Raw genomic sequence first — 20,649 nt, 5'->3', positions numbered from 1 at the left:
GCACCGAATCGGAGTGGATCGGGCCCCGCCGGAGCGGGACCGCAGCACCCCCAACGGGATTCGAACCCGTGCTACCGCCGTGAAAGGGCGACGTCCTAGGCCGCTAGACGATGGGGGCCAGGCGCGGAGCAGTCTAGGGGAACCCGCACGCGCCCGACCCATCGGCGCCCGGCGCTCGTCCGGTGTCGGGCAGGGTCGATTCGTGGGGCCGCCCCCTCCCGTGTAACCTTCGTGTCGCTCGGGCAGGTAGCTCAGTTGGTACGAGCGTCCGCCTGAAAAGTGGAAGGTCGGCGGTTCGACCCCGCCCCTGCCCACGAGCACCGCAGGGCTCAGACCTGCGAGAAGGCCCCCGTCGGGATCCGACGGGGGCCTTCGCCGTTCCCCGCCCCTCACGGGCGTCCTCCCCGAACGCCTGCGGCCGTGGCGCCGCTCGCGGTAGAACCACCCCCATGAGCCTCCCCCACGCCCAGACCTCCCGGCCCACGACCGCTCGCACCGATGCGAGCGCGGGCCAGCGCGTCGGCGCCCTCCTGCTCGACACCCTGCTCGTCATGGCGCCGCTCTTCGTGGTCGCGGGGATCCTCTTCGGCGACAGCCAGGCCGGCGACGGCGGCGCGAGCGTCTCGCTGACCGGTGTGCCGTTCCTGCTCACGCTGCTCGTGGCGGCCGGGTACTTCCTCGTCCTCGAGCTGACGACGGGACAGACCCTCGGCAAGAAGATCGTCGGCATCCGCGTCGTCTCCGACAAGGGCGGCGACGTGACGGCCGTGCAGGCGCTCGTGCGCACCGCGCTCCGCGTGGTCGACGGCTTCGCCTTCTACCTCGTTGCCTTCGTGGCCGTGCTGGCCAGCCCGAGGAACCAGCGCCTCGGCGACATGGCCGCCTCCACCCGGGTCGTCCGCGCGAGGTGACGAGCGCCCGCCGGCACGCGGTGCGGGTCGGGCCCTCCGGGCACCGGGCAGACTCGCAGGCGTGACCCGCGCCCCGTGGAAGTGGCTGGCCGACCGGATCGAGTCCCTCGACCCGGAGACCGACAGCGACGAGATCATGCGACTGGTCGCCGATCACCAGCTCAACGACCCGATCGTCAACCTCACGCTCCTGGTCACCACCGCGCAGACCGCCCTGCCCCCGACGGCGTCGGCCACGCTGGTGGGCACGGGCAAGATGCTGCACCGCGGGGAGGAGCGCTTCCACGACGGCAGCGGCTACCTGATGACGTGGTTCACCCAGGGCGCCCGCAGCGAGGCCACCCGGGCCTCGGTGGAGCGGCTCAACCGCTACCACCTGGGGTTGGCCCGACGCTTCCCCGGCGCCTTCGGCGACAACGACGAGTACGTCTACACCCTCTGCGCCGTCGGTGACTTCCTGCCGCGCATGCGCGAGACCCTCGGCCTGCCGCCACAGAGCCCGACGCTCGACGTCGCCTGGTACCACTTCCTGCGCGACCTGGCCGGGCTCTTCCGCGGCGAGCAGGGTGACGTGACCGGCTTCCCCGACGACATGGCTGGGGTGCGGGCCTTCGCGGCGCGCTTCGAGGCGCGCGACTGGCCCTCGACCCCCGAGGGCCACGAGCTGGCCGAGGGCATGGTGCGTCAGTACGCCGAGCGCTTCTTCCCGCCGCCGATGCGGTGGTTCGCCCGCACCCAGGCACTGCTACTGATGCCGCCGCGCGTGCGCGAGGTGCACCGCACCGGTGAGCCCGGTCGGGTCGCGGGCGCCGTGGTGCGCCTGACCATGCGGTGGGTGATCCGGGCCCAGGAGTCGTGGTGGCCCGACCGGCGGCGCCGCTACTCCGAGACCCGCGCCGGGCGCCGCGGCCAGGCCCGCGCCCGTCGTCGTACGGCTCGGATGCAGCGGCGCTACGACCGCCGGGTCGCCCGCGGCGAGATCGCGCCGCCGCGACCCGAGGACGCCTAGGCCGTCGGGGCCAGGAGCCCCCGGGCAGACCACGACGCGAGCCCACCCCGGCGGGTGCGGTGGCCGTGCGAGCGCCTTCCTATCGTCGACCCATGGCTATCAGCAAGGGTGACGCGGTCACCTGGAACACCCCCCAGGGAAAGACGAAGGGCACGGCGAAGGAGAAGAGGACCTCGCCCTTCCAGCACGACAAGCAGACGTTCGACGCCAGCGACGACGAGCCCTACTGGATCGTGGAGTCGGAGAAGTCCGGCTCCACGGCGGCCCACAAGGAGTCGTCGCTGTCGAAGGCCTGACGGCAGGCCTCGACCGCGTCGTCGCGGTCCCCCACGCACAGGAGGAGCAGACCATGGCAGAGGGCAGGCACCAGCCGCCGAAGGGTGTGCAGGAGAACGGCGAGCGCGCGGTGCGCTGGATCGAGGAGGGCAAGGCCGGGCGCAACTTCACCGACGTGGGCGACCACCGCGCCCACCAGCTGGCCGCCGGTGAGAAGCTCACCGACGCGCAGGTCAAGAAGATGCAGGCCTACTTCAAGCGCCACAGCGTCGACAAGGACGCCGACGGCTTCACGCACGGCACCGACGGCTTCCCCTCCCCCGGTCGCGTGGCCTGGGACGCCTGGGGCGGCGACGAGGGCGAGCGCTGGGTGGGCGGCATCGAGCTCTAGCCCGGCCCGGTGCTGGGGCTGCCCGACTCAGTCCTCAGCCACCGCCTCCGGACCATCCACGTCCGGCGTGCTGACCGTCAACGGCCACCACGGCGGCAGCAGCCCCCGGTACACCTCGAGGAAGCGGCGTACGTCGAGCGACGGCTCGCGCAGCCACCCCTCGATCGCGCCGACCGTGCCGTCGGCGATGAAACGGGTGGCGACGTCAGCCACCACCGGGTCGGCGACTCCGGGCACGCTCACGTCGACCCCGGCGCCCACCAGCCGCTGGAGCAGCCGGCTCGACTCCTGGAAGTGGGCGCTGAGCAGGCCGTGCAGGCTGGCGGCGCCGCTGTCGGGCCCGAGTCCGCGGCGGTAGAGCGCCGCGTGGCGGGCGACGTGCTCGAGCACCCCCTCGGTCACCTCCCCCACGACCCGGGCGACCACGTCGGTCGCGACGGGTGCCGGGCCGGCGTCGGCCAGGTCGTCGCGCAGCCGGGCGCGCAGCAGGTCGAGTTCGGCCAGCAGCGCCGCCTGCAGCAGGTCGACCGGTGAGGAGGCGTGCTCGTAGAAGGTCGAGCGGTGCACCCCGGCCTCCGCGGCCACCGCGGTCGCGGTGAGGTCGCCGACGGGCCGGTCGGCGGCGAGCGCGAGCACCGCGGCGTGGAGCCGGGCGCGGCTGCGCTGCTGGCGGGGGTCCACGGGGTCCTCCTGGGGCGGTGGTGGGAACGATTTCCGACGATCGTAGGTTAGTCAGATAACCGACACATGTCGGATAGATTCGGCGCCGCCAGGGGCGACGCCCCGCACCCTGGAGGGACCCACCCATGGCCACCTACGACGTCTCCGACCGCTCCGCCATCGTCACCGGAGCCGGCTCCGGCATCGGCCGCGCCGTCGCCACGCTGCTCGCCGCCAACGGCGCCGCCGTCGTCGTCTCCGACCTCGACGCCACCGCCGCCGACGCGGTCACCGCCGAGATCACCGCCGCCGGCGGGCGCGCCACCGCCCTCGTGGGCGACGTGTCCGACCCCGAGGTCGTCGACCGGCTCGTCGCCGCCGCGGAGGACCTCGCCCCACTGCGCATCGCGGTCAACAACGCCGGCATCGGCGGCCCCGCCGTGCCCGTCGGCGAGTACCCGCTCGACGCCTGGCGCAGGGTCATCGAGGTCGACCTCAACGCCGTCTTCTACGCCCTGCGCGCCCAGGTGCCCGCAATGGCGGCCCACGGCGGCGGGGCGATCGTCACCATGGCCTCGGTGCTCGGCTCGGTCGGCATCGCCCACTCCTCGGCCTACGTCACCGCCAAGCACGCGCTGGTCGGGCTGACCAAGACCGCCGCCCTGGAGTACGGCGCGCAGGGCGTGCGCGTGAGCGCCGTCGGCCCCGGCTTCATCTCCACCCCGCTGCTCGAGGCCAACCTCGACGCCGCGACCCAGCAGGCGCTCGCTGACAAGCACGCGACCGGTCGCCTCGGCACCTCCGAGGAGGTCGCCGCCCTCGTCGCCTTCCTGGTCTCCGACGCCGCGACCTTCGTCACCGGCAGCTTCCACCTCGTGGACGGCGGCTACGCCGCCCAGTGACGGCCGCCTGACCAGCGCCTGACGAGCGCCTGAGGACAGGGGCCGCCCGGCGGGAGGGGCGGGCCTCAGGCCCCACCGAGCGAGACGAGCGGCTCGGTGGGGTCCACCTCGAGGCCCATGTCGCGCAGCACACCGTCGAGCACCGCCCAGATCCACCGGGCCAGCAGGTCGACCATGTCCTCCAGCGACACCCCGAGGGGGTCGTCGACCCAGCGACCGGCCGCGGCGTCGACGAAGCCGACCAGACCGAAGGACAGCGGCTGGGTGAGCCCGGGGTCGAGCCCGAGCAGCTCGACGTACTCGTCGAGCAGGCGGATCAGCAGGTCGGAGATCAGGCGCTTGACGTCGTTGACGACGTTCTCGCCGTCGGCGGTCGTCACGGAGTGGCGCACGAGGTAGCGGTAGAGCTCGTGATGGTCGGTCAGCCACCGCAGGTGGGTGGTCACGGCGGTGCGGATGATGCGGTCGGGGCTGTGCGAGGCGTCCCAGGCCGGGGCGAGGCCCTCGAGGATCATCTGCTCGGCGCGGGCCGCGATCGAGCGGTTGAGGTCCTGGGCGCCGGCGAAGTGACGGTAGAGACGCGTGCGCGCGACTCCCGCCCGCGCGGCGATCTGCTCGGTGGACACGTCGGCGCCGTGCTCCTCGATGGCAGCCAGCGCGGCCTCCACGAACTCCTCGCGACGCCGCTCCTGCTGGCCGGTCCACCGGGTCGCGCGACCGTCGACCCGGTCCGCCCGCCCTTCCGCGTCGGCGGGCTCGTCGGCGGGGTCGGACACCGTCCCGAGGTTACCGGGCTCACACCCGAAGGGGGCTGGGCACGTGGGGGTACACGCTGTACCTTCTATCTAACCGTGACGCCGCGTATCACTTAACCCACCCGTTGCGGCGTCACCCCACCCTTCTACGGAGGCCCGGCATGGACACGACCCTCGGCGCGACCCTGGACCCGGCTCGGCGCACCACCCACGACGCCTCGCAGCGTCTGCTCGACTCCTCGGCGGCGCTGTCCTACGACCCGATGACCGAGGTCGACTGGGACGCCCCCCTCGACCCGTCGCACTACGGGCTGAACCCCGAGTGGAGCACCCTCTACGGCACCCGGCTGTGGTCGGAGATGACCGAGCAGCAGCGCGTCACGCTGACCCGCCACGAGGTCGCGTCGATCATGAGCACCGGCATCTGGTTCGAGATGATCCTCCAGCAGATGGTGCTGCGCGACCAGTACTGCGCCGACTACTCCCGGCCCGACTTCCAGTTCGCGCTGACCGAGATCGCCGACGAGTGCCGGCACTCGATCATGTTCGCCCGGGCCTGCCAGAAGATGGGCATCTCGGCCTACTTCCCCACCCAGAGCAGCATCCAGCTCGGCCGCGGCTTCAAGTCGCTGGCCACCGCCGAGGTCGCCTACGGCGGGATCCTCGTCGCCGAGGAGGTGCTCGACGTGATGCAGCGCGACTGGATGCGCGGCGAGCAGGTGCTCCCGATCGTGCGCACCACCAGCAAGATCCACGTGGTCGAGGAGTCGCGCCACATGAAGTTCGCCCGCCAGGAGATGCGCGAGCGCATCGAGGGCGCCGGCCCCCGCCGCCGCCAGACCTCCGCGCTGGTCATCGCGGTGGCCGCCCACGTGATCGTCTCCAACATGGTCAACGAGAAGGTCTACGCCGCCGCCGGGCTCGACCCCGTGCGCGCCCTGGCCGAGGCGAAGGCCAACGAGCACCACAAGACCCTGATGCGCTCCAGCTGCGCCCACCTCATGGAGTTCCTCGACGAGCTCGGTCTGCTGACCCGCCCGGCGCTGGCCTTCTACAAGCGCGTGAGCATGGTCTGACCCATGGCCTTCGCGATCACGCAGTCGTGCTGCAGCGACGCCTCGTGCGTCTCGGTCTGCCCGGTCAACTGCATCCACCCGACGCCGGACGAGCCCGACTTCGGCACCACCGAGATGCTCTACGTCGACCCGCGCAGCTGCATCGACTGCGGGGCGTGCGCCGACGCCTGCCCCGTCGACGCGATCTTCCCGGTCGAGTCGCTCACCGGGCCGCTCGCGGCGTACGCCGAGATCAACCGGGCCCACTTCACCGGCCCGGGCGCCGCCCCGGCCGAGCCCGGCGAGGAGCCTGACGAGGAGCCTGACGAGGAGCGGGGTGAGGAGCCGGCGCCGGCCGCGGCGCGGGTCGCCTCGGCCGCGGAGCGACCCGACCCGGGCTGGACCGAGCCCCACTTCCCGGCGAGCCTCACCGCCCACGCCGCCGGGCTGCGGGTGGCCGTGGTCGGCACCGGGCCGGCCGCCAGCTACACCGCCATGGCGCTGCTGACCACCAGCGCGGAGGTCACCATGCTCGACCGGCTCCCGACGCCCGGCGGCCTGATCCGCTACGGCGTGGCGCCCGACCACCAGAGCACCAAGGCCATCGCCGACCGGTTCGCGACCGTGCTGCGCAACCCCCGCCTCGACCTCGTGCTCAACGTGGAGGTCGGCACCCACCTCTCCCACGCCGACCTGATGGCCCACCACGACGCGGTCGTCTACGCCGTCGGCGCGACCTCCGACCGCACCCTCGGCGTGCCGGGCGAGGACCTGCCCGGCAGCCTCGCTGCCCGCACCTTCGTCGGCTGGTACAACGCCCAGCCCGAGGTGCCCGCCGACGTCGTCGACCTCGGACCCGCCAGCCGCGGCCGCGCCGTGGTGGTCGGCAACGGCAACGTCGCCCTCGACATGGCCCGCGTGCTGCTCGGCGACGCCCGCCGCGGCGGCGACCTGGCCCGCACCGACATCGCCGACCACGCGCTCGCCGCCCTGCGCGGGAGCCAGGTCACCGAGGTCGTGCTGGTGGCCCGTCGCGGCCCCGCGGAGGCGGCGTACTCCCTCTCGGAGCTGCGGCCCCTGCTGCTGCGCGAGGACCTCGACGTGGTCGTCGACGCCGGACCCGAGATCGCCACCGCCATCGCCGAGGCCGCCCCCGGCAGCCACGCCGCCGCCCTCCAGGGCGTGCCGGTCGGCCCGGTCGACTACTCCGTGGCTCCTGCGTCCGGCCCCGGCGCCCGCCGCCGGCTCGTGCTGCGCTTCGGCAGCGTCGTCGAGCGCGCCGAGGGCGCCGACCGCGTGGAGCAGGTGCGCCTCGTGCCGACCCCGCTCCCCGGCACCGACCCGGGCTCCGCGGCCGACGCGAAGGAGCCGGGCGTGGCCGCGAGCACGGTGCCCACCGGGCTGCTGCTGCGCTCGGTGGGCTACCGCAGCGAGCCCGTCGCGGGCCTGCCCTTCGACGAGGTGGCCCACACGGTGCCCCACGACCGGGGCCGGGTCGTCGACCCGGTGACCGGCGCCGTGGTGCCCGCGACCTACGTCGTCGGATGGATCAAGCGCGGCCCGCGTGGCGGCATCGGCACCAACCGCGCCGACGCCGCCGAGACGGTCGCCGCGCTGGTCGAGGACGCCAACGCAGGGCGGCTCGACCACCGCGGCCCCGCCGGGGGCCGGGTCGGACGCGGCTCGCGCCGCTCCTTCCGCCGCCTGGTGCGCTCACGGCGCCCGGAGGCGATCGGACGCCGCGAGCACCTGGCCATCGACCGCGGCGAGCGCGAGCGCGGCGAGGCCCAGGGCCGGCCCCGGGTCAAGCTGGCCACGCTCGAGGACCTGCTGGCCACCGCGCGCCGCTGAGGTACGTGGGCCCCATGGTCGGGGTGGTCCGCGCCGGGTCGCGTGGCCCGGGTCGGGTCGCACGCTCCCGCCAGCGCAATGGCGCCGCTCGTGCAGCCCAGCCACGACACGGGCCGCACCAATCACGCAAACCGCCCGAGCGCCCCACCTGAGCCCACGCAATTGCGCCGCTCGCGCAGACGGGCCACCCCAGGAGCCGCACGGACCACGCAAACCGCCCGAGCGCCCCACCCCAGCCAGCGCAATTGCGCCGCTTCCGCAAACCGGCCACCCCAGGACCCGCACGAACCACGCATACCACCCGGGCCACCGCCAAGGCGACGGTCCGGTGGCGCTCGGTGGCGCTCAGCCCACCGCCACCTCTCGCCAGGCTCCCGCGGCCGGGGTCGCACCGGGGGCGCTCCGCTCGACGCGCTCGAGCGTGCCGCGCACCCACATCCGCTTGCTGGACCCGTAGCGGGGCCAGCAGGTCGTCAGCGTCAGCTGCCGCCCGGGGGTGGGGTCGAGCACCCAGGTGGCGTCGACGGGCACGACCTCGGGGTCGCGGGTGAGCCGGTAGGTCCACCGCACGCTCCCCTGGGTGATCACGACCTCGTCACCCCTCCGCAGGGTGTCGAAGTCCAGGAACGGGTCGCCGTGGCCCGCGCGGTGGCCCGCGAAGGCGCTGTTGCCGCGCGCACCGGGCAGCGGGGTGCCGGTGTAGTGGCCCGGCCCGGTGGCCAGCTGCGCGTCGTCGGTGCCCTCCACCGCGACCCAGGACCAGTCGGCCCCGAGCCGGGGCACGCGGATCTCGGCCAGCGCCCGACCGGTGGCGACCGGGCGGGCCACCGGCACCGGGCCGTGGTCGCCGTCGCCCACCACCCGCGGCCCCGCGGGCAGCTGGCCCGCGAGCCGCTGCTGGGCCGCGGCCGTCTCCCGCCCCTCCCCGACGTACGTCGTGCCCGCGGCCACCAGCACGGCACAGCCCGCGACCAGCAGCAGCCAGGCGAGGAGACGCCGGGGGTGGGGGCGACGGGGCCGGCGCGGGGTCACCGCTCGGCCCGCGGGACGGTGCGCAGCACGGCCAGGCCGAGCGCGAGCAGCGCGAACGCCGCGAGGAACATCCACAGCATGCCGGCGCCGAGGCCGGTCGCGGCCAGCACGCCGCCGCCGCTGACGACTGCAGGGTTGTTGTACATCTCCTTCACCACCTCCTCTCGCGACGCAGGGCCGACTGGCCCATCGCCTGGGCCTGCACGAGCTGCAGGAAGACGTCGTAGACCATCTCGACCACCAGCGGCGCGGCGAGCAGCTGCTGCCGCCAGCCGCGGGCGCGCACGGTGACCACGCGCTCGAGGGCGAAGACCAGCGAGGCGGCCAGCCAGAACGGGTGGAGCGTGATGCCGGCGACCACCCCCCACACCAGGGTGGCGAGGTAGAGCACCGTGGCCAGGACGCCGAGGGCGCTCATCGCCTGCCGACCCCAGTAGGGCGCGGTGATGCGGGTCAGGCCGTAGTCGACGATGTTCTCCAGGGCGCCGCGCTTCCAGCGGGCCCGCTGCTGGGCCAGGGCGCGCCAGGTCGTCATCACCTCGGTCTCCAGCGTGCAGCCGGCCGGCGCGGCGATGCCGTAGCCCAGGTGCATCAGGGCCAGCGACAGCTCGTTGTCCTCGGTGAGCACGTGGGTGTCGTAGACGCCGCCCGCCCCCGAGCGGTCGGGCAGCACGCCGGCGAGCCGGGCCGCGCGGACCTCGCGCAGCACCCGCACCGGGAAGACCGAGGCCGTGCCGGTGAGCACGAGCGCCTTGCCCTGGAGGCGGCGCACGTCGCGGGCGTAGCGGGCGTACTCGTTGCGCTGGAAGAGGCCGACGAGCCCGCCGCCCGGCCCGCCCTGGAAGGTGCCGCCGACGCCGCCGAGCTCCTTGCGGTGCCGGCGCGACAGGGGGCGCGAGCCGTCGAGGGTGGCTCGCGCCACCTCGAGGAAGCGGCTCTCCAGCAGCGAGTCGGCGTCCATGACCAGCACCAGGTCGGTGTCGTCGAGGGTCGGCAGGAGCAGGTCGAGGGCCTGGTTGAGCCCGCCGGCCTTCTTGTGGCGGTTGCCGACCGTGGTGAGCACCTCGGCGCCCAGCTCGCGGGCCACGTCCTCGGTGCGGTCGGTGCAGTTGTCGGCGATCACCACGACCCGGTCGGGCGGGCGGGTCTGCCCGGCCAGCGACCGCAGCGCCGGCGGCAGGCCGACCTCCTCGTCGTGGGCCGGCAGCAGCGCCACGAGCCGCCCGGTCGCGTGCGGGCGCGCCGGGCGCGGCGGCTGGATCTCGACACGGCGGCGACGGTGCCGGCCCCGCCGACGACGCTCCGCCTGCTGGTCGGACCGCTGCTCGGACCGTCGCTCGGGCTGCTGCTCGGGCTGCTGGTGCAGCGGTGGAGCCTGTGGTGCGGGCGCAGCGTCAGGCCGCGCCACGACAGTGGTCGTCACGTGTGTTCCCCCCAGAACATCCGGCCGTCCCCCCGACGACCGGCACGCGCGGGCCCGAGCCCCGTGCGATCCCCAAAATAGCCGACGTCGACGATCGACCCCAGGCGATGGCCCGAAGTGACTAGACCGGCTGTGGTCACCCCCGGCCCCCGGGAGCAGCCGGTCGGGCATTTCCGGCCCCCACCGGGGTGGAAGTGGCCCGCGAGGGGTGTGGTCGGGCGCGGTCCGGCCGATGGTCGCGGTGTGAGCGACCGTGACAGGTCCCCCCGGCTGTCGCGCTCACTCGGTCTGGCCCTGGTGTCGCTGGCGCTCCCCCTGGCGCTGACCCCGGCGGTCGCATCGGGTGTCGAGCACCCCGCCGGGACGACCGCCCTCCCCCCGACCCGCGCCACCGCCCCCGCAGCAGACCCCGCAGCAGGCCCCGCAGCAGGCCCCGCAGCAAGCCCCGCAGCAAGCACGGCAGCGAGCCCTGCCCCCGGCACCGCGCGAGCGGCCCGGACCGCGCCGCTCGTCGAGCGGGTCGACTTCGGCGCCTTCGTGCCCGGCATGACCACCGACCCCGGGCGGCTCGCCGCCTGGGAGCGCAGCGCCGGCACCGACGCCGCGGTCGCCTCCTACTACTACGGCTACGGCGACGTCTTCCCCGCGGCCACCGAGGAGCGGCTCGCCGACGACGGCGCGCGCGACCTGCTGCTGTCGTGGGACATGGGCCCGACCCGCTTCGCGGAGTGGACCGCGGGCGAGCACGACGCCTACCTCGACCAGATCGCCGCGGCCGCCCGCGCCTACCCCCACGACGTCTACGTGAGGCCCTGGCCGGAGATGAACGGCGACTGGCAGGACTTCCAGCCCACCGCGGCCGGCGAGCGCCGCTTCGGCGGCACCTTCCGCGAGTTCCGGCTCGCCTGGCGCCACGTCGTGACCCACCTGCGCGAGGCCGGGGCCGACAACCTGCGCTGGGTCTTCAACCCGACCGCCGACACCTACGCCGAGACCACGCCCGTGCGGCGGATCTGGCCCGGGGCGGCGTACGTCGACGTGCTGGGGCTCGACGGCTTCAACTGGGGCCGCGACGCCGGCTGGGGCCGGTGGCGCTCCTTCGGGCGGATCTTCCGCGCGCAGTACGACCACCTCGTGGCCCTCGCCCCGCGCCTGCCGGTGTGGATCTGCGAGGTGGCCTCCAAGGAGCCGCGCGTCGACGACGGGGCGCCCGTGGACCCCGAGCACAGCAAGGCCGCCTGGGTGCGCAGCATGCTGGCGCACCGCGGGATGCCGGCGCTGACCACCGTGGTGTGGTTCGACGAGCGCAAGGAGCGCGACTGGCGGCTGACCTCCTCGGCGGGCACGACCCGCGCGTGGCGTACCGCCGCACGCATCGCCGCACGCTGAGGGGCCCGGGACGCAGTACGGTGACGGCGCTCACCCCCCTCGGTCTCGGAGGTCCCCCATGTCCACGTCCACCACGTCCCGCCCGTCGGGCCCGGCCCCCCAGCCGAGCCGCGACACGGGCCGGATGACGCCACGCTCGATCGCCGTCTGGGTGGCCGTCGCCCTCGTCGGCGCCGTCTGCTGGACCGTGCTCGCGCTCAGCCGCGGCGAGTCGGTCTCGGCCCTGTGGATCCTCTTCGCGGCGCTGTCGTCCTACCTCATCGCCTACCGCTTCTACTCCCGCTTCATCGCCCGCCGCGTGCTGCGCCTCGACGACACGAGGGCCACGCCCGCGGAGCGGCTGGAGAACGGCAGCGACTTCGAGGTCACCGACCGCCGGGTGCTGTTCGGGCACCACTTCGCGGCCATCGCCGGCGCCGGGCCGCTGGTCGGCCCCGTGCTCGCCGCGCAGATGGGCTACCTGCCCGGCACGGTCTGGATCATCGTCGGCGTCATCTTCGCCGGCGCCGTGCAGGACATGGTGGTGCTCTTCCTGTCCATGCGCCGCGACGGCAAGAGCCTGGGCCAGATGGTGCACGAGGAGATCGGCGTCGTCGGTGGCACCGCCGCGCTGATCGCGGTCTTCGCGATCATGATCATCATCCTCGCCGTGCTCGCGCTGGTCGTGGTCAACGCACTGGCCGAGTCGCCGTGGGGCGTGTTCTCGATCGGGCTGACCATCCCGATCGCCCTCTTCATGGGCGTCTACCTGCGCTTCCTGCGCCCGGGCCGCGTGCTCGAGACCACCGCCATCGGCGTCGTGCTCCTGCTGCTGGCCATCGTGGGCGGCGGCTACGTCGAGACCTGGGGCCTGGGCGAGTCGCTGACGCTGTCGAAGGAGACGCTGACCGTCGCGCTGGTCGGCTACGGCTTCGTCGCCTCGATCCTGCCGGTGTGGATGCTGCTCACCCCGCGCGACTACCTGTCGACCTTCATGAAGATCGGCGTCATCCTGCTGCTGGCGGTCGGTCTCGTGCTGGCCCGCCCGGTGCTGCAGAACGACGCCGTCACCTCCTTCGCCACCGAGGGCGACGGGCCGGTCTTCGCGGGCCAGCTCTTCCCGTTCCTCTTCATCACCATCGCCTGCGGCGCCCTCTCGGGCTTCCACGCGCTCATCGCCTCGGGCACGACGCCGAAGATGGTCGCCAAGGAGAGCCAGGTCAGGATGATCGGCTACGGCGGCATGCTGATGGAGTCCTTCGTCGCCATCTCCGCCCTCATCGCCGCCTCGGTCATCGACCAGGGGCTCTACTTCGCCATCAACGCCCCCGCGGGCGTCACCGGCGGCACGATCGACGGCGCCGTGCAGTTCGTCAACGGGCTGGGCATGACCCTCACCCCCGACCAGCTCCAGGCCGCGACCGACTCCGTCGAGGAGGAGCTGGTCTCGCGCACCGGCGGCGCGCCGACCCTGGCCTTCGGCATCTCGACGATCTTCAGCGACGCCTTCGGCGGCGGGCTGGCGGCCTTCTGGTACCACTTCGCGATCATGTTCGAGGCGCTCTTCATCCTCACCGCCGTCGACGCCGGCACCCGGGTGGGCCGCTTCATGCTCCAGGACACCGTGGGCAACGTGTGGCCGCGCTTCGGCGACACCTCGTGGAAGCCCGCGGCCTGGCTCTCCTCGGCCGCGGTCGTGGCCTGCTGGGGCTACATGCTCTACGTCGGCGTGACCGACCCCCTGGGCGGCATCAACCAGCTCTTCCCGCTCTTCGGCATCGCCAACCAGCTGCTGGCCGCGATCGCGCTCACGCTGTGCGTGACGCTCTTCCTCAAGCACGGCTGGACGAGGTGGGTGTGGGTGCCGGCCGTGCCGCTGGCCTGGGACCTGGTCACCACGATGACGGCGAGCTACCAGAAGGTGTTCTCCGACAACCCCGCCATCGGCTACTTCGCCCAGGCCGACCGCTACCGCACCGCGCGCGACGCCGGCGAGGTCCTGGCCCCGGCGGCCGATCCCTCGCAGATGGACACCGTGGTCGTCAACTCCACCGTCAACGGCGTGCTGCAGGCCAGCTTCGCGCTGCTGGTCATCGTCATCGTGGCCAACGCCGCCCTGATCTGGGTGCGGGCGCTGCGGGCCGGCTCGCTGCCGACCACCGAGGTGCCGGCCGTGCCCTCGCAGCTGGTCGCCCCCGCCGACTTCGTCGCCACCGCCGAGGAGAAGCGGGCCGTCGCGGAGTGGGAGGCCCGGCGCGCGGAGACGGTCGGGAGCGGGCGGTGAGCGCGACGGGCCGGCCCGCCGCCGACCAGCGCCCCGGTGCCGTACGTCGGGCGCTGGCGGGGGTGCGGTGGTACGCCCGCGAGCTCAGCGGCGAGGGCCGGTGGGACGCCTACCTCGCCCGCTGCGAGCGCGAGGGCACCGAGCCGATGAGCCGCCGTGCCTTCGAGCGGCACCGCGACGACCACCGCGAGAGCTCCACCCAGGGCCGCTGCTGCTGAGCGCTGCTGCTGAGCCGCCCGTGACGCCTCCCGAGGGGGCCCGACGCACCGCGTCGGGCCCCCTCGCCGCGTCCGGCGCGGGACCCCGCACGACCCCCATGAGAGGACGCTCATCGGCGTCACAAGAAAGCCTCATGCGGCGTTCCTAGCGTCCTCGTCATGACCACGAACCCCGTCCTCCCCGCCCCCGCCGACCTCACCCCCGCCGGCACTGCCGCCGGCACCGCCGCGACGACCAGCACCCTCGAGCCGCTGCCCGCCGAGCGCCTGGCCCGGGCCAAGAAGGCCTACACCACCCGCTTCCTCGCGGCCGCCCTCGCGGTCGACGGCTCGGGGCACCAGCTGCTCCACGGCCCCGAGGTCGCCCCGCGCAGCGGCGACGTCGTGCTCGCCCGGGTCGAGGAGATCGGCAAGCACACCAGGCTCGAGGGCCCGGGCAGCCGGCGCCAGACCCTCTTCGTCGGCGACGAGGTGCTGGTGGCCTACGGCAACCGCTACGCCCCCGACCAGTTCGAGGCCGTCGTGCCCGACGACCTTGGCCCCACCGACCTCGTCGCGGCCGGCGGCGTCGCCGGCCGGGTCGTGGCCCAGCACGCCGCGCTCGACGACGCCACGCGACTGCGCCCCCTCGGCCTGCTCGCCCGCGACGGCGAGCGGGTGACCCTGGCCGACCACGCGCTGGTCGCCGCCCGCCCCGTGCGCGAGCGCGGTGTGGGACCGCGGGTCGTGGCCGTGCTGGGCACGTCGATGAACTCCGGCAAGTCCACCGCCCTGGCCTGCCTCGTGCGCGGGCTCAGCGCCGACGGCCTCCACGTCAACGCGGGCAAGGTCACCGGCACCGGGGCCGGCGGCGACCCGCGGCTCTTCGCCGACGCGGGCGCCCGACGGGTCCTGGACTTCACCGACGTGGGCCACCCGTCGACGTACCTGCTCTCCCACGCCCGCGTGCGCACGCTGCTCTCCACCCTGGTCGAGGAGCTCGCCGCCGACTCCCCCGACGTCGTGGTGGTCGAGATCGCCGACGGCGTCTACCAGGAGGAGACCGCCCGCCTGCTCGCCGACCCGCTCTTCGCGACGCTGGTCGACGACGTCGTCTTCGCCGCGGGCGACGCGCTCGGAGCGGTGGCCGGGCGACAGGCCCTCGCCGCCACCAGCGCCCGGGTGCGCGCGGTCAGCGGCGTGCTGACCGCCTCGCCGCTGGCGCACCGCGAGGCCGCCCGCGCCCTCGACCTGCCCGTCGTCGCGACCTACGACCTCTGCGACCCCGCCGTCGCCCGGGAGCTGCTCGCGTGACGCCCGCCCCCCACGCACCCCGCGAGGCCCCGGTGGTCGAGGAGCGAGCGCCGGCGAGCGTCCCGGGACCACCCGCCGACGACCGGCTACCCCCGCTGCTCACGGGCTCCCGCCGCACCACGCTGCTGCGCCTGCTCGGCACCGGGGCAACCCAGGCGGCGCTCGCGGTGCAGACGGTGCTGGTCGTGCCGATGGTGCTCGACGCCCCCACCACGCTGGTGCGGGTGCTCGGGGTGCTGGCGCTGGTCGCCGGCGCGGCGGTGCTCGGCCTCGTGCGGGCCCGCGAGCGGGTGCTGGCCGAGCGGCTCGGCCAGGACTACGTGCAGGAGATCCGCACCGGCCTGGTGGCCTCGGCGCTGACCGGGTCGGGGCCGAGCCTGGGCGTCACCGTCGCCCGCACCACCAACGACCTCACCTCGGTGCGCACCTGGGTCGCCCTCGGCGTCGCGCCGCTCGCGGTCGCCGGTCCGGTCGTGCTCGGTGTGCTCACCGCCCTGGTCGTGGTGCACCCGCTCCTCGGCCTGGCCGTGGCCGTGCCCCTGGTCGGCTTCGCGCTCAGCGTCGTGGTGGTCGCTCCACGGGTGCTGGCGCGTGCCTCCGAGCTGCGCCGTCACCGCGGGGTGCTGGCCGCCCACGTCGCCGACACGGTCGCCGCGGCGCCGGGCATCGTCGCCGCCGGCGGCACCACCCGCGAGCTGCGCCACGTCGAGCGCCGCGGGGCGCGGGTGCGCGACGCCGCGATCGCCCGCGCCGAGGCCAGCGGCGTCCTGCGCGGCAGCGCCGCCGCCACCGGCGCACTGGCCACCGTGGCGGTGCTGGCCGTCGCCGGACCCGCCGGTCTCGGCGCCAGCGGGGTGGCGACCGCGCTGACGGTGGTCGGCATCCTCGTCGCGCCGGTCGCCGACCTCGGCCGCGTGGTGGAGTACCGCCAGTCCTTCCTGGCCGCCCGCCGCATCCTCGGTCCGGCCCTGGCCCCCGGTCGCGCCGCGCGGGCGGCCGAGCTCGCTCGGCGTACGACGGGCCGCGCCGACGGGCGGGCCTCCTCGCAGCCGCCGGAGGCGCCGGCCGGGCTGGCCGTGCGGGGACTGGTCCTCGACGGCCGGGCGGTGCCCGACCTCGTGGCCACGCCCGGGGAGCGGGTGGTGCTGAGCGGGTCGGACCCCGCGCTGCGACGTGCCGTGCTCGAGGTGCTCGCCGGGGTGCGGGCGCCCGAGCAGGGCACGGTCGTGGTGGGCGGTGAGGACCTCGCCGGACTCGACGCCCGCCGACGCCGTGAGCGCGTCGGCGCCGCGCTGGCCGGGTGGTCCCTCGAGCGGGGCACGGTGGCCCGCGCGGTGGGCTACCGGCTGCCGGACTCCGGGGTGCCCGTCGCCGACGCCCTCGCCGCGGCGGGTCTCGACCGCACCCTGGCGACGCTGCCCGACGGCGACCGCACCCGGCTGCGGCGGGGCGGCGCACCGCTCGACCGGGCCGACCGCGCGCGGGTGCTGCTCGCCCGCGCCGTGCACGGTCGGCCGGCGCTCGTCGTGCTCGACCACCTCGACGACGAGCTCGACGGCGCGGGCCGCACCTCGTTGGCCGGATGCGTGCGCGAGCAGCCCGGCGTGGTCGTGCTGGCCAGCGAGGCGGCCTGGACGCTGGTGCCGCGGCACCGGGTCTGGGACCTCGACGCCGGCTGAGGTCCGGGTCCGCGGCCCCGGCGGCCACGGGGCCCGGGGCCCGGGGCCCGGGACGCTCGCTGCCGCCTCGCTCCTCGACCACCGTGGTCACCACAGCCGGGTGGCCCTCCGACACCGGTCGCGGCGGGGCGGCTAGCGGGCCTCGCGCTCCCGCAGCACCGAGAGCCGGGGCACGCCGCCGAGGGCCCGACGGTGCCGCACGTGGGCGGCGTGGCGGGCCAGGGCGTCCCAGAGCGCGGCGTGGGCCGCCCAGGGCAGGGGCTCGTCGCCGGTGCGCCAGGTGTCGCCGAAGGAGACGAGCACCGGCACCCAGTCGGCCGCCAGGTCCCAGGCCCCGCGGCGCGCCTCGATCATGCGGCGCCGCAGCTGGAAGGCCGCGCGGGGGCCGTCGACGTAGACCGGGGCCGTGGCCACCGGCCACACCCACAGGTCGAGGGCGCCCAGGTCGAGCTCGAGCTCGCGCAGCACGGCCGGGTCGACCAGCACCGTGGCGACGTTCTCGTGGGGCTCGCGCAGCACGACGGCTCCCCTAGACGTGACCCGAGAGCTGGGCCATGCGCGCCTCGAGGGCCTGGAGGTAGCGGTCGCGCTGCTCGGTGGAGACCGCGCCGTCGAGGTCCTCGAGGTGGCTGCAGGCGGGCAGCACGTCGACCGACAGGTTGGCCGCGCCCGCCAAGGAGCGCAGGTCGTCGAGCCGGTCGCCGAAGGGGGTGCCGCTGCCCGGGGAGTAGGAGCGCACGACCTCCTCGACGTCGTCGGCGAAGAGGTCGACCTTGGTCACCACGACCACGAGCCAGGTCGGCCGCGAGCGCCGCACGGCCATGGCGGCGATGCGGTGGGCGGTGACCGTCCAGTCCTCCAGCTCCGCCGCGAGCTGCTGCTCGCGCGTCACCTGCGCGGCGCCGCTGGTGCCGGCCGGGCGGCGACCCGTGGCGTGGCCGTGGGCCACGACGTGCAGGACCCCGTCGACGGGGTCGTCGTGGAAGACCTCGTCGAGGGCTCCGAGGCGGGTGGCGGCGTTGTCGCCGGGCACGACGCGGAACCGGAAGCCGGTGAGCCGTCGCCCGCGGCGCACCCGCCGCTCGAGCACCGCGGAGCCGGCCTCCGGGGTGCCGTCGGCGGAGGGGCGTCCGCAGAGGTGGTCGACCAGCTCGGTCTTGCCGACGCCGGTCATGCCGGTGACCGCGACCGAGGGGAAGCGGTGGCCCAGCACGCCGGTGACGCGCTCGCGCCCACGGCCCAGCGCGCCGCCCAGGCCGCGCACTCCCCCCCGCACCTCACGCGTACGACGATCCGGCACGGGCCCTCCCGGGGGTCGGTGGTCGCGGCGGGCCGGGTGCCCGTCGTGACGTCCCGACCGTAACCGGCGCACGGGGGCGGCGGCGCGGGGAGGGCCCACGGGCGGGCCGGGGCGGTGGCGGCGCCGGGTGCGGGGGCCGGGTCCGGCCCGGCGGGTGGCTCAGACGCCGGCGAAGCGCTTGTTGACCCGGCGGGTCAGCCAGGCCGGGGAGAAGCGCGCACCGAGGGCCATGGCCTTGGTCTGGGTGCCGACCGGGAAGTGCACCTGGTGCACGAGGCGTCGCGCCCGCGTGGGGTGCACGGCGTCCCAGATGGCGGTGGCGACGTCGTCGGCGCCCAGGTTGACGCCCAGGGAGTCGGTGGTGCCGGTGTGCACGCCCTGGGTCATGGCGGTCTGCACGAAGAGCGGCCACATCGCGACCACCCGCACCCCGTGGCGGCCCCACTCCAGGTCGAGGGCCTCGGTGATGCCGCGCAGGAAGAACTTGGTGGCGCTGTAGTTGGCCAGCTCGGCCTGGCCGTAGATGGCCGAGGCGGAGGCGAGGTTGACCACGTGGGCCGAGCCGTGGGCCGCGGCCGTCGCGCGCAGCGGCTCGAAGCCGGCGTGCAGGCCGTTGACGACGCCCTTGACGTTGACGTCGATCTCGCGGTGGTGCGCGGCGACGTCGATCTCGGCGAACTGCCCGGCCAGCAGGATGCCGGCGTTGTTGACGAGCACGTCGAGGCGGCCGGTCTCGTCCACGAGCTCGGCCGCGCGCGCGGCGTAGGCCTCGGCGTCGCGGACGTCGAGGGTGCCGCTGACGACACGGGCGCCGGTGCGCAGGGCCTCGACCTCGGTGGTCAGGGTGGCCAGCCCGGCCTCGTCGATGTCGTAGGCACCGACGGTCCATCCCTCCCGTGCGAAGCGGAGGGCGGTGGCGCGGCCGATGCCCGCAGCGGCGCCGGTGACGAGGACGGTCGGTGAGGTCATGACCCATGCCTACCAGTCGGTAACACGCCAGCGCGAGGGGCGATCTCGTCACACGGCACGCGAGGAGGCCGGGTCGGTCCCGGTGGTCCAGGTGGGTGATGGCCGCGGCCACCGGGCGGTGGGACGATCTCCCCGCCGCGCACGGCGGCCACGACCTGGGGGGCCCATGGGCACGACGCTGGTGTTCCTCGCCGTGATCGGCGGGCGGTTCCTGCTGCCGCTGGCGATCCCGCGCTGGCCGCTGCCCGCCATCGTGGCCTGCCTCGTGCTCGACGGCGTCGACCAGACCATCTTCCAGCTCTTCGGCCACGACCCGCCGGGCTACCAGTCCTACGACAAGGCGATGGACGTCTACTACCTCGCCATCGCCTACCTCGCGACCCTGCGCAACTGGACCAGCCTGCCGGCCTTCCGGGTCGCGCGCTTCCTCTACTTCTACCGCCTCGTCGGCGTGGTGGCCTTCGAGCTCAGCCACGCCCGCGCGCTGCTGCTGGTCTTCCCGAACACCTTCGAGTACTTCTTCATCGCCTACGAGGCGGTCCGCGCGCGCTGGCGCCCCACCCGCTTCGGCCTGCGCTGGTGGATCACGGCTGCGGCGCTGATCTGGGTGCTGGTCAAGCTGCCCCAGGAGTGGTGGATCCACGTCGCCCGGCTCGATGTGACCGACATGGTCGGCGACCACCCCGTCGGCGGTCTGGTGGTCGCCGCGGGCGCCGTCAGCGCCGCCTCGATCGGGTGGCGCCGCTACCACGCGCGGCTGCGCCCGCCCGACCACCCGACGCGCTTCGCGGCCGACCCGCTGCCCGCCGAGGTCGACACCGCCGAGGAGCGGCTGCAGTGGCACTGGGTGCACGGCGCCCTGCTGTCGTGGACGACGGTGGAGAAGGTCGTGCTCGTGGGTCTGCTGGCCGTCGTCTACGCCCAGACCCTCCCCGGGGTGCGGTCCACCCCGCTCCAGCTCTTCCTCGGCGTCGGCGTCGTCGTGGTGGTCAACGCCCTGCTGACCCTCGCCGCCGCCAGCCGGCGCCGCAGCATCGAGTCCTCGCTCATGGCCTTCCTGGCCCGCATGCTCGTCAACGTGGTGCTCGTGCTCGCCGCCGAGCTGCTGCTCGGCGTGACCGGCGGCGACCTCGACATCAGCGCCACGCTCTTCTACCTCGCCCTCATCAGCCTGGTCACCACCCTCCACGACGCCTGGCGACCGGTGCTGGCGCTGCGCCAGCGCGACGAGGCCGCCGCACCGGCCTAGGCCCTCCTACCCAGAGGCGGGAGT

At 74.8% G+C, this 20,649-nt stretch carries 21 protein-coding genes and 2 tRNA genes; 14 read left to right on the top strand and 9 right to left on the bottom strand.

All coding sequences use genetic code 11. The annotated features are described in order from the left end of the window. Positions 1–45: 45 nt before the first annotated feature. Positions 46–118 (bottom strand) — tRNA-Glu (locus tag ASF50_RS02295). A 122-nt stretch (positions 119–240) separates the two neighbouring features. Between ASF50_RS02295 and ASF50_RS02290 the strand changes: the two genes are divergently transcribed. The 5 genes from ASF50_RS02290 to ASF50_RS02270 all read left to right on the top strand — a co-directional run bounded on the left by ASF50_RS02290 (position 241) and on the right by ASF50_RS02270 (position 2,587). Beyond that, positions 241–314, top strand: a tRNA-Phe gene (locus ASF50_RS02290). 135 nt (positions 315–449) lie between these two features. Next, positions 450–911: an RDD family protein gene (locus tag ASF50_RS02285; protein WP_056903365.1), complete on the top strand. Its 462-nt coding sequence runs from the start codon at positions 450–452 to the stop codon at positions 909–911. A 61-nt stretch (positions 912–972) separates the two neighbouring features. Further along, the gene (locus ASF50_RS02280; RefSeq protein WP_056903364.1) at positions 973–1,920 is read left to right on the top strand and encodes a hypothetical protein; all 948 of its coding nucleotides are present in this window, start codon (positions 973–975) and stop codon (positions 1,918–1,920) included. Between the two features lie 92 nt (positions 1,921–2,012). Then, positions 2,013–2,216: a DUF2945 domain-containing protein gene (locus tag ASF50_RS02275; RefSeq protein ID WP_056863379.1), complete on the top strand. Its 204-nt coding sequence runs from the start codon at positions 2,013–2,015 to the stop codon at positions 2,214–2,216. Between the two features lie 53 nt (positions 2,217–2,269). Beyond that, positions 2,270–2,587, top strand: a complete 318-nt coding sequence (locus ASF50_RS02270; RefSeq protein ID WP_056903363.1) for a hypothetical protein — start codon at positions 2,270–2,272, stop codon at positions 2,585–2,587. A gap of 27 nt (positions 2,588–2,614) precedes the next feature. Here the strand turns inward: ASF50_RS02270 and ASF50_RS02265 are convergent, their stop codons facing one another. Beyond that, on the bottom strand, positions 2,615–3,268 hold the full coding sequence (locus ASF50_RS02265; protein WP_056903362.1) for a TetR family transcriptional regulator: 654 nt from the start codon (positions 3,266–3,268) through the stop codon (positions 2,615–2,617). A gap of 125 nt (positions 3,269–3,393) precedes the next feature. Here ASF50_RS02265 and ASF50_RS02260 point away from each other — a divergent pair, with 125 nt between their 5' ends. After that, a complete protein-coding gene (locus ASF50_RS02260; protein WP_056903361.1) occupies positions 3,394–4,149 on the top strand; it encodes an SDR family NAD(P)-dependent oxidoreductase in 756 nt (251 codons plus the stop codon). Between the two features lie 65 nt (positions 4,150–4,214). On the opposite strand, the gene ASF50_RS02255 is transcribed toward ASF50_RS02260, so the two are convergent. Beyond that, the gene (locus ASF50_RS02255; protein ID WP_056903360.1) at positions 4,215–4,925 is read right to left on the bottom strand and encodes a TetR/AcrR family transcriptional regulator; all 711 of its coding nucleotides are present in this window, start codon (positions 4,923–4,925) and stop codon (positions 4,215–4,217) included. Positions 4,926–5,065: 140 nt separating this feature from the next. Here ASF50_RS02255 and ASF50_RS02250 point away from each other — a divergent pair, with 140 nt between their 5' ends. Both ASF50_RS02250 and ASF50_RS02245 read left to right on the top strand, forming a co-directional pair. Further along, the gene (locus ASF50_RS02250) at positions 5,066–5,980 is read left to right on the top strand and encodes an AurF N-oxygenase family protein (protein WP_056903359.1); all 915 of its coding nucleotides are present in this window, start codon (positions 5,066–5,068) and stop codon (positions 5,978–5,980) included. A 3-nt stretch (positions 5,981–5,983) separates the two neighbouring features. Further along, a complete protein-coding gene (locus tag ASF50_RS02245; protein ID WP_056903358.1) occupies positions 5,984–7,810 on the top strand; it encodes a 4Fe-4S binding protein in 1,827 nt (608 codons plus the stop codon). Between the two features lie 345 nt (positions 7,811–8,155). Here the strand turns inward: ASF50_RS02245 and ASF50_RS18735 are convergent, their stop codons facing one another. Genes ASF50_RS18735 through ASF50_RS02235 form a run of 3 tightly spaced genes read right to left on the bottom strand, consistent with a single transcriptional unit; the run spans position 8,156 to position 10,250 of the window. Further along, on the bottom strand, positions 8,156–8,842 hold the full coding sequence (locus ASF50_RS18735) for a sortase (RefSeq protein ID WP_162242355.1): 687 nt from the start codon (positions 8,840–8,842) through the stop codon (positions 8,156–8,158). Further along, positions 8,839–8,997, bottom strand: coding sequence for a hypothetical protein (locus tag ASF50_RS18730; RefSeq protein WP_156718038.1), 159 nt, complete (start codon positions 8,995–8,997; stop codon positions 8,839–8,841). Before ASF50_RS18730 ends, ASF50_RS18735 begins: the two co-directional genes overlap by 4 nt. Then, positions 8,994–10,250, bottom strand: a complete 1,257-nt coding sequence (locus ASF50_RS02235; RefSeq protein WP_200920024.1) for a glycosyltransferase — start codon at positions 10,248–10,250, stop codon at positions 8,994–8,996. Before ASF50_RS02235 ends, ASF50_RS18730 begins: the two co-directional genes overlap by 4 nt. Positions 10,251–10,508: 258 nt before the next feature. On the opposite strand from ASF50_RS02235, the gene ASF50_RS02230 reads away from it, so the two are divergent. From ASF50_RS02230 to ASF50_RS02210, 5 genes are all read left to right on the top strand, one after another. Beyond that, positions 10,509–11,654: a glycoside hydrolase family 26 protein gene (locus ASF50_RS02230; protein WP_235557529.1), complete on the top strand. Its 1,146-nt coding sequence runs from the start codon at positions 10,509–10,511 to the stop codon at positions 11,652–11,654. 124 nt (positions 11,655–11,778) lie between these two features. Continuing rightward, positions 11,779–13,917 (top strand): carbon starvation CstA family protein, encoded by a 2,139-nt coding sequence (locus tag ASF50_RS02225; RefSeq protein WP_082502664.1) that lies wholly within the window; start codon positions 11,779–11,781, stop codon positions 13,915–13,917. After that, on the top strand, positions 13,914–14,135 hold the full coding sequence (locus ASF50_RS02220) for a YbdD/YjiX family protein (RefSeq protein WP_056863369.1): 222 nt from the start codon (positions 13,914–13,916) through the stop codon (positions 14,133–14,135). The genes ASF50_RS02225 and ASF50_RS02220 overlap by 4 nt, the downstream gene beginning before the upstream one ends. A 159-nt stretch (positions 14,136–14,294) precedes the next feature. Then, entirely contained in the window at positions 14,295–15,428 is a 1,134-nt protein-coding gene (locus ASF50_RS02215) for a hypothetical protein (protein ID WP_056903355.1), read from the top strand. Continuing rightward, on the top strand, positions 15,425–17,107 hold the full coding sequence (locus ASF50_RS02210) for an ABC transporter transmembrane domain-containing protein (RefSeq protein ID WP_082502662.1): 1,683 nt from the start codon (positions 15,425–15,427) through the stop codon (positions 17,105–17,107). Before ASF50_RS02215 ends, ASF50_RS02210 begins: the two co-directional genes overlap by 4 nt. 132 nt (positions 17,108–17,239) lie before the next feature. On the opposite strand, the gene ASF50_RS02205 is transcribed toward ASF50_RS02210, so the two are convergent. The 3 genes from ASF50_RS02205 to ASF50_RS02195 form a co-directional block, all read right to left on the bottom strand. Further along, positions 17,240–17,626, bottom strand: a complete 387-nt coding sequence (locus tag ASF50_RS02205) for a hypothetical protein (RefSeq protein ID WP_056863366.1) — start codon at positions 17,624–17,626, stop codon at positions 17,240–17,242. A gap of 10 nt (positions 17,627–17,636) precedes the next feature. After that, positions 17,637–18,371, bottom strand: coding sequence for a GTPase domain-containing protein (locus ASF50_RS02200; protein ID WP_200920023.1), 735 nt, complete (start codon positions 18,369–18,371; stop codon positions 17,637–17,639). A 195-nt stretch (positions 18,372–18,566) separates the two neighbouring features. Continuing rightward, on the bottom strand, positions 18,567–19,376 hold the full coding sequence (locus ASF50_RS02195; protein WP_056903354.1) for an SDR family oxidoreductase: 810 nt from the start codon (positions 19,374–19,376) through the stop codon (positions 18,567–18,569). A 166-nt stretch (positions 19,377–19,542) separates the two neighbouring features. On the opposite strand from ASF50_RS02195, the gene ASF50_RS02190 reads away from it, so the two are divergent. Beyond that, positions 19,543–20,625: a hypothetical protein gene (locus ASF50_RS02190; RefSeq protein ID WP_056903353.1), complete on the top strand. Its 1,083-nt coding sequence runs from the start codon at positions 19,543–19,545 to the stop codon at positions 20,623–20,625. The last annotated feature ends 24 nt before the right edge of the window (positions 20,626–20,649 follow it).

The sequence above is a fragment of the Nocardioides sp. Leaf307 genome, from assembly GCF_001423135.1.
Classification (GTDB): Bacteria; Actinomycetota; Actinomycetes; order Propionibacteriales; family Nocardioidaceae; genus Nocardioides; species Nocardioides kribbensis.
The sequence above is the reverse complement of the archived record's forward strand: the minus strand, read 5'-3'. Positions and strand labels throughout refer to the sequence as shown.

Coding starts and splice junctions, on each gene's coding strand:
- ASF50_RS02245 (WP_056903358.1), top strand. CDS start 5,984: ATGGCCTTCGCGATCACGCAGTCGTGCTGCAGCGACGCCTCGTGCGTC.
- ASF50_RS02275 (WP_056863379.1), top strand. CDS start 2,013: ATGGCTATCAGCAAGGGTGACGCGGTCACCTGGAACACCCCCCAGGGA.
- ASF50_RS02190 (WP_056903353.1), top strand. CDS start 19,543: ATGGGCACGACGCTGGTGTTCCTCGCCGTGATCGGCGGGCGGTTCCTG.
- ASF50_RS02195 (WP_056903354.1), bottom strand. CDS start 19,376: ATGACCTCACCGACCGTCCTCGTCACCGGCGCCGCTGCGGGCATCGGC.
- ASF50_RS02285 (WP_056903365.1), top strand. CDS start 450: ATGAGCCTCCCCCACGCCCAGACCTCCCGGCCCACGACCGCTCGCACC.
- ASF50_RS02250 (WP_056903359.1), top strand. CDS start 5,066: ATGGACACGACCCTCGGCGCGACCCTGGACCCGGCTCGGCGCACCACC.
- ASF50_RS02225 (WP_082502664.1), top strand. CDS start 11,779: ATGACGCCACGCTCGATCGCCGTCTGGGTGGCCGTCGCCCTCGTCGGC.
- ASF50_RS02260 (WP_056903361.1), top strand. CDS start 3,394: ATGGCCACCTACGACGTCTCCGACCGCTCCGCCATCGTCACCGGAGCC.
- ASF50_RS02270 (WP_056903363.1), top strand. CDS start 2,270: ATGGCAGAGGGCAGGCACCAGCCGCCGAAGGGTGTGCAGGAGAACGGC.
- ASF50_RS02215 (WP_056903355.1), top strand. CDS start 14,295: ATGACCACGAACCCCGTCCTCCCCGCCCCCGCCGACCTCACCCCCGCC.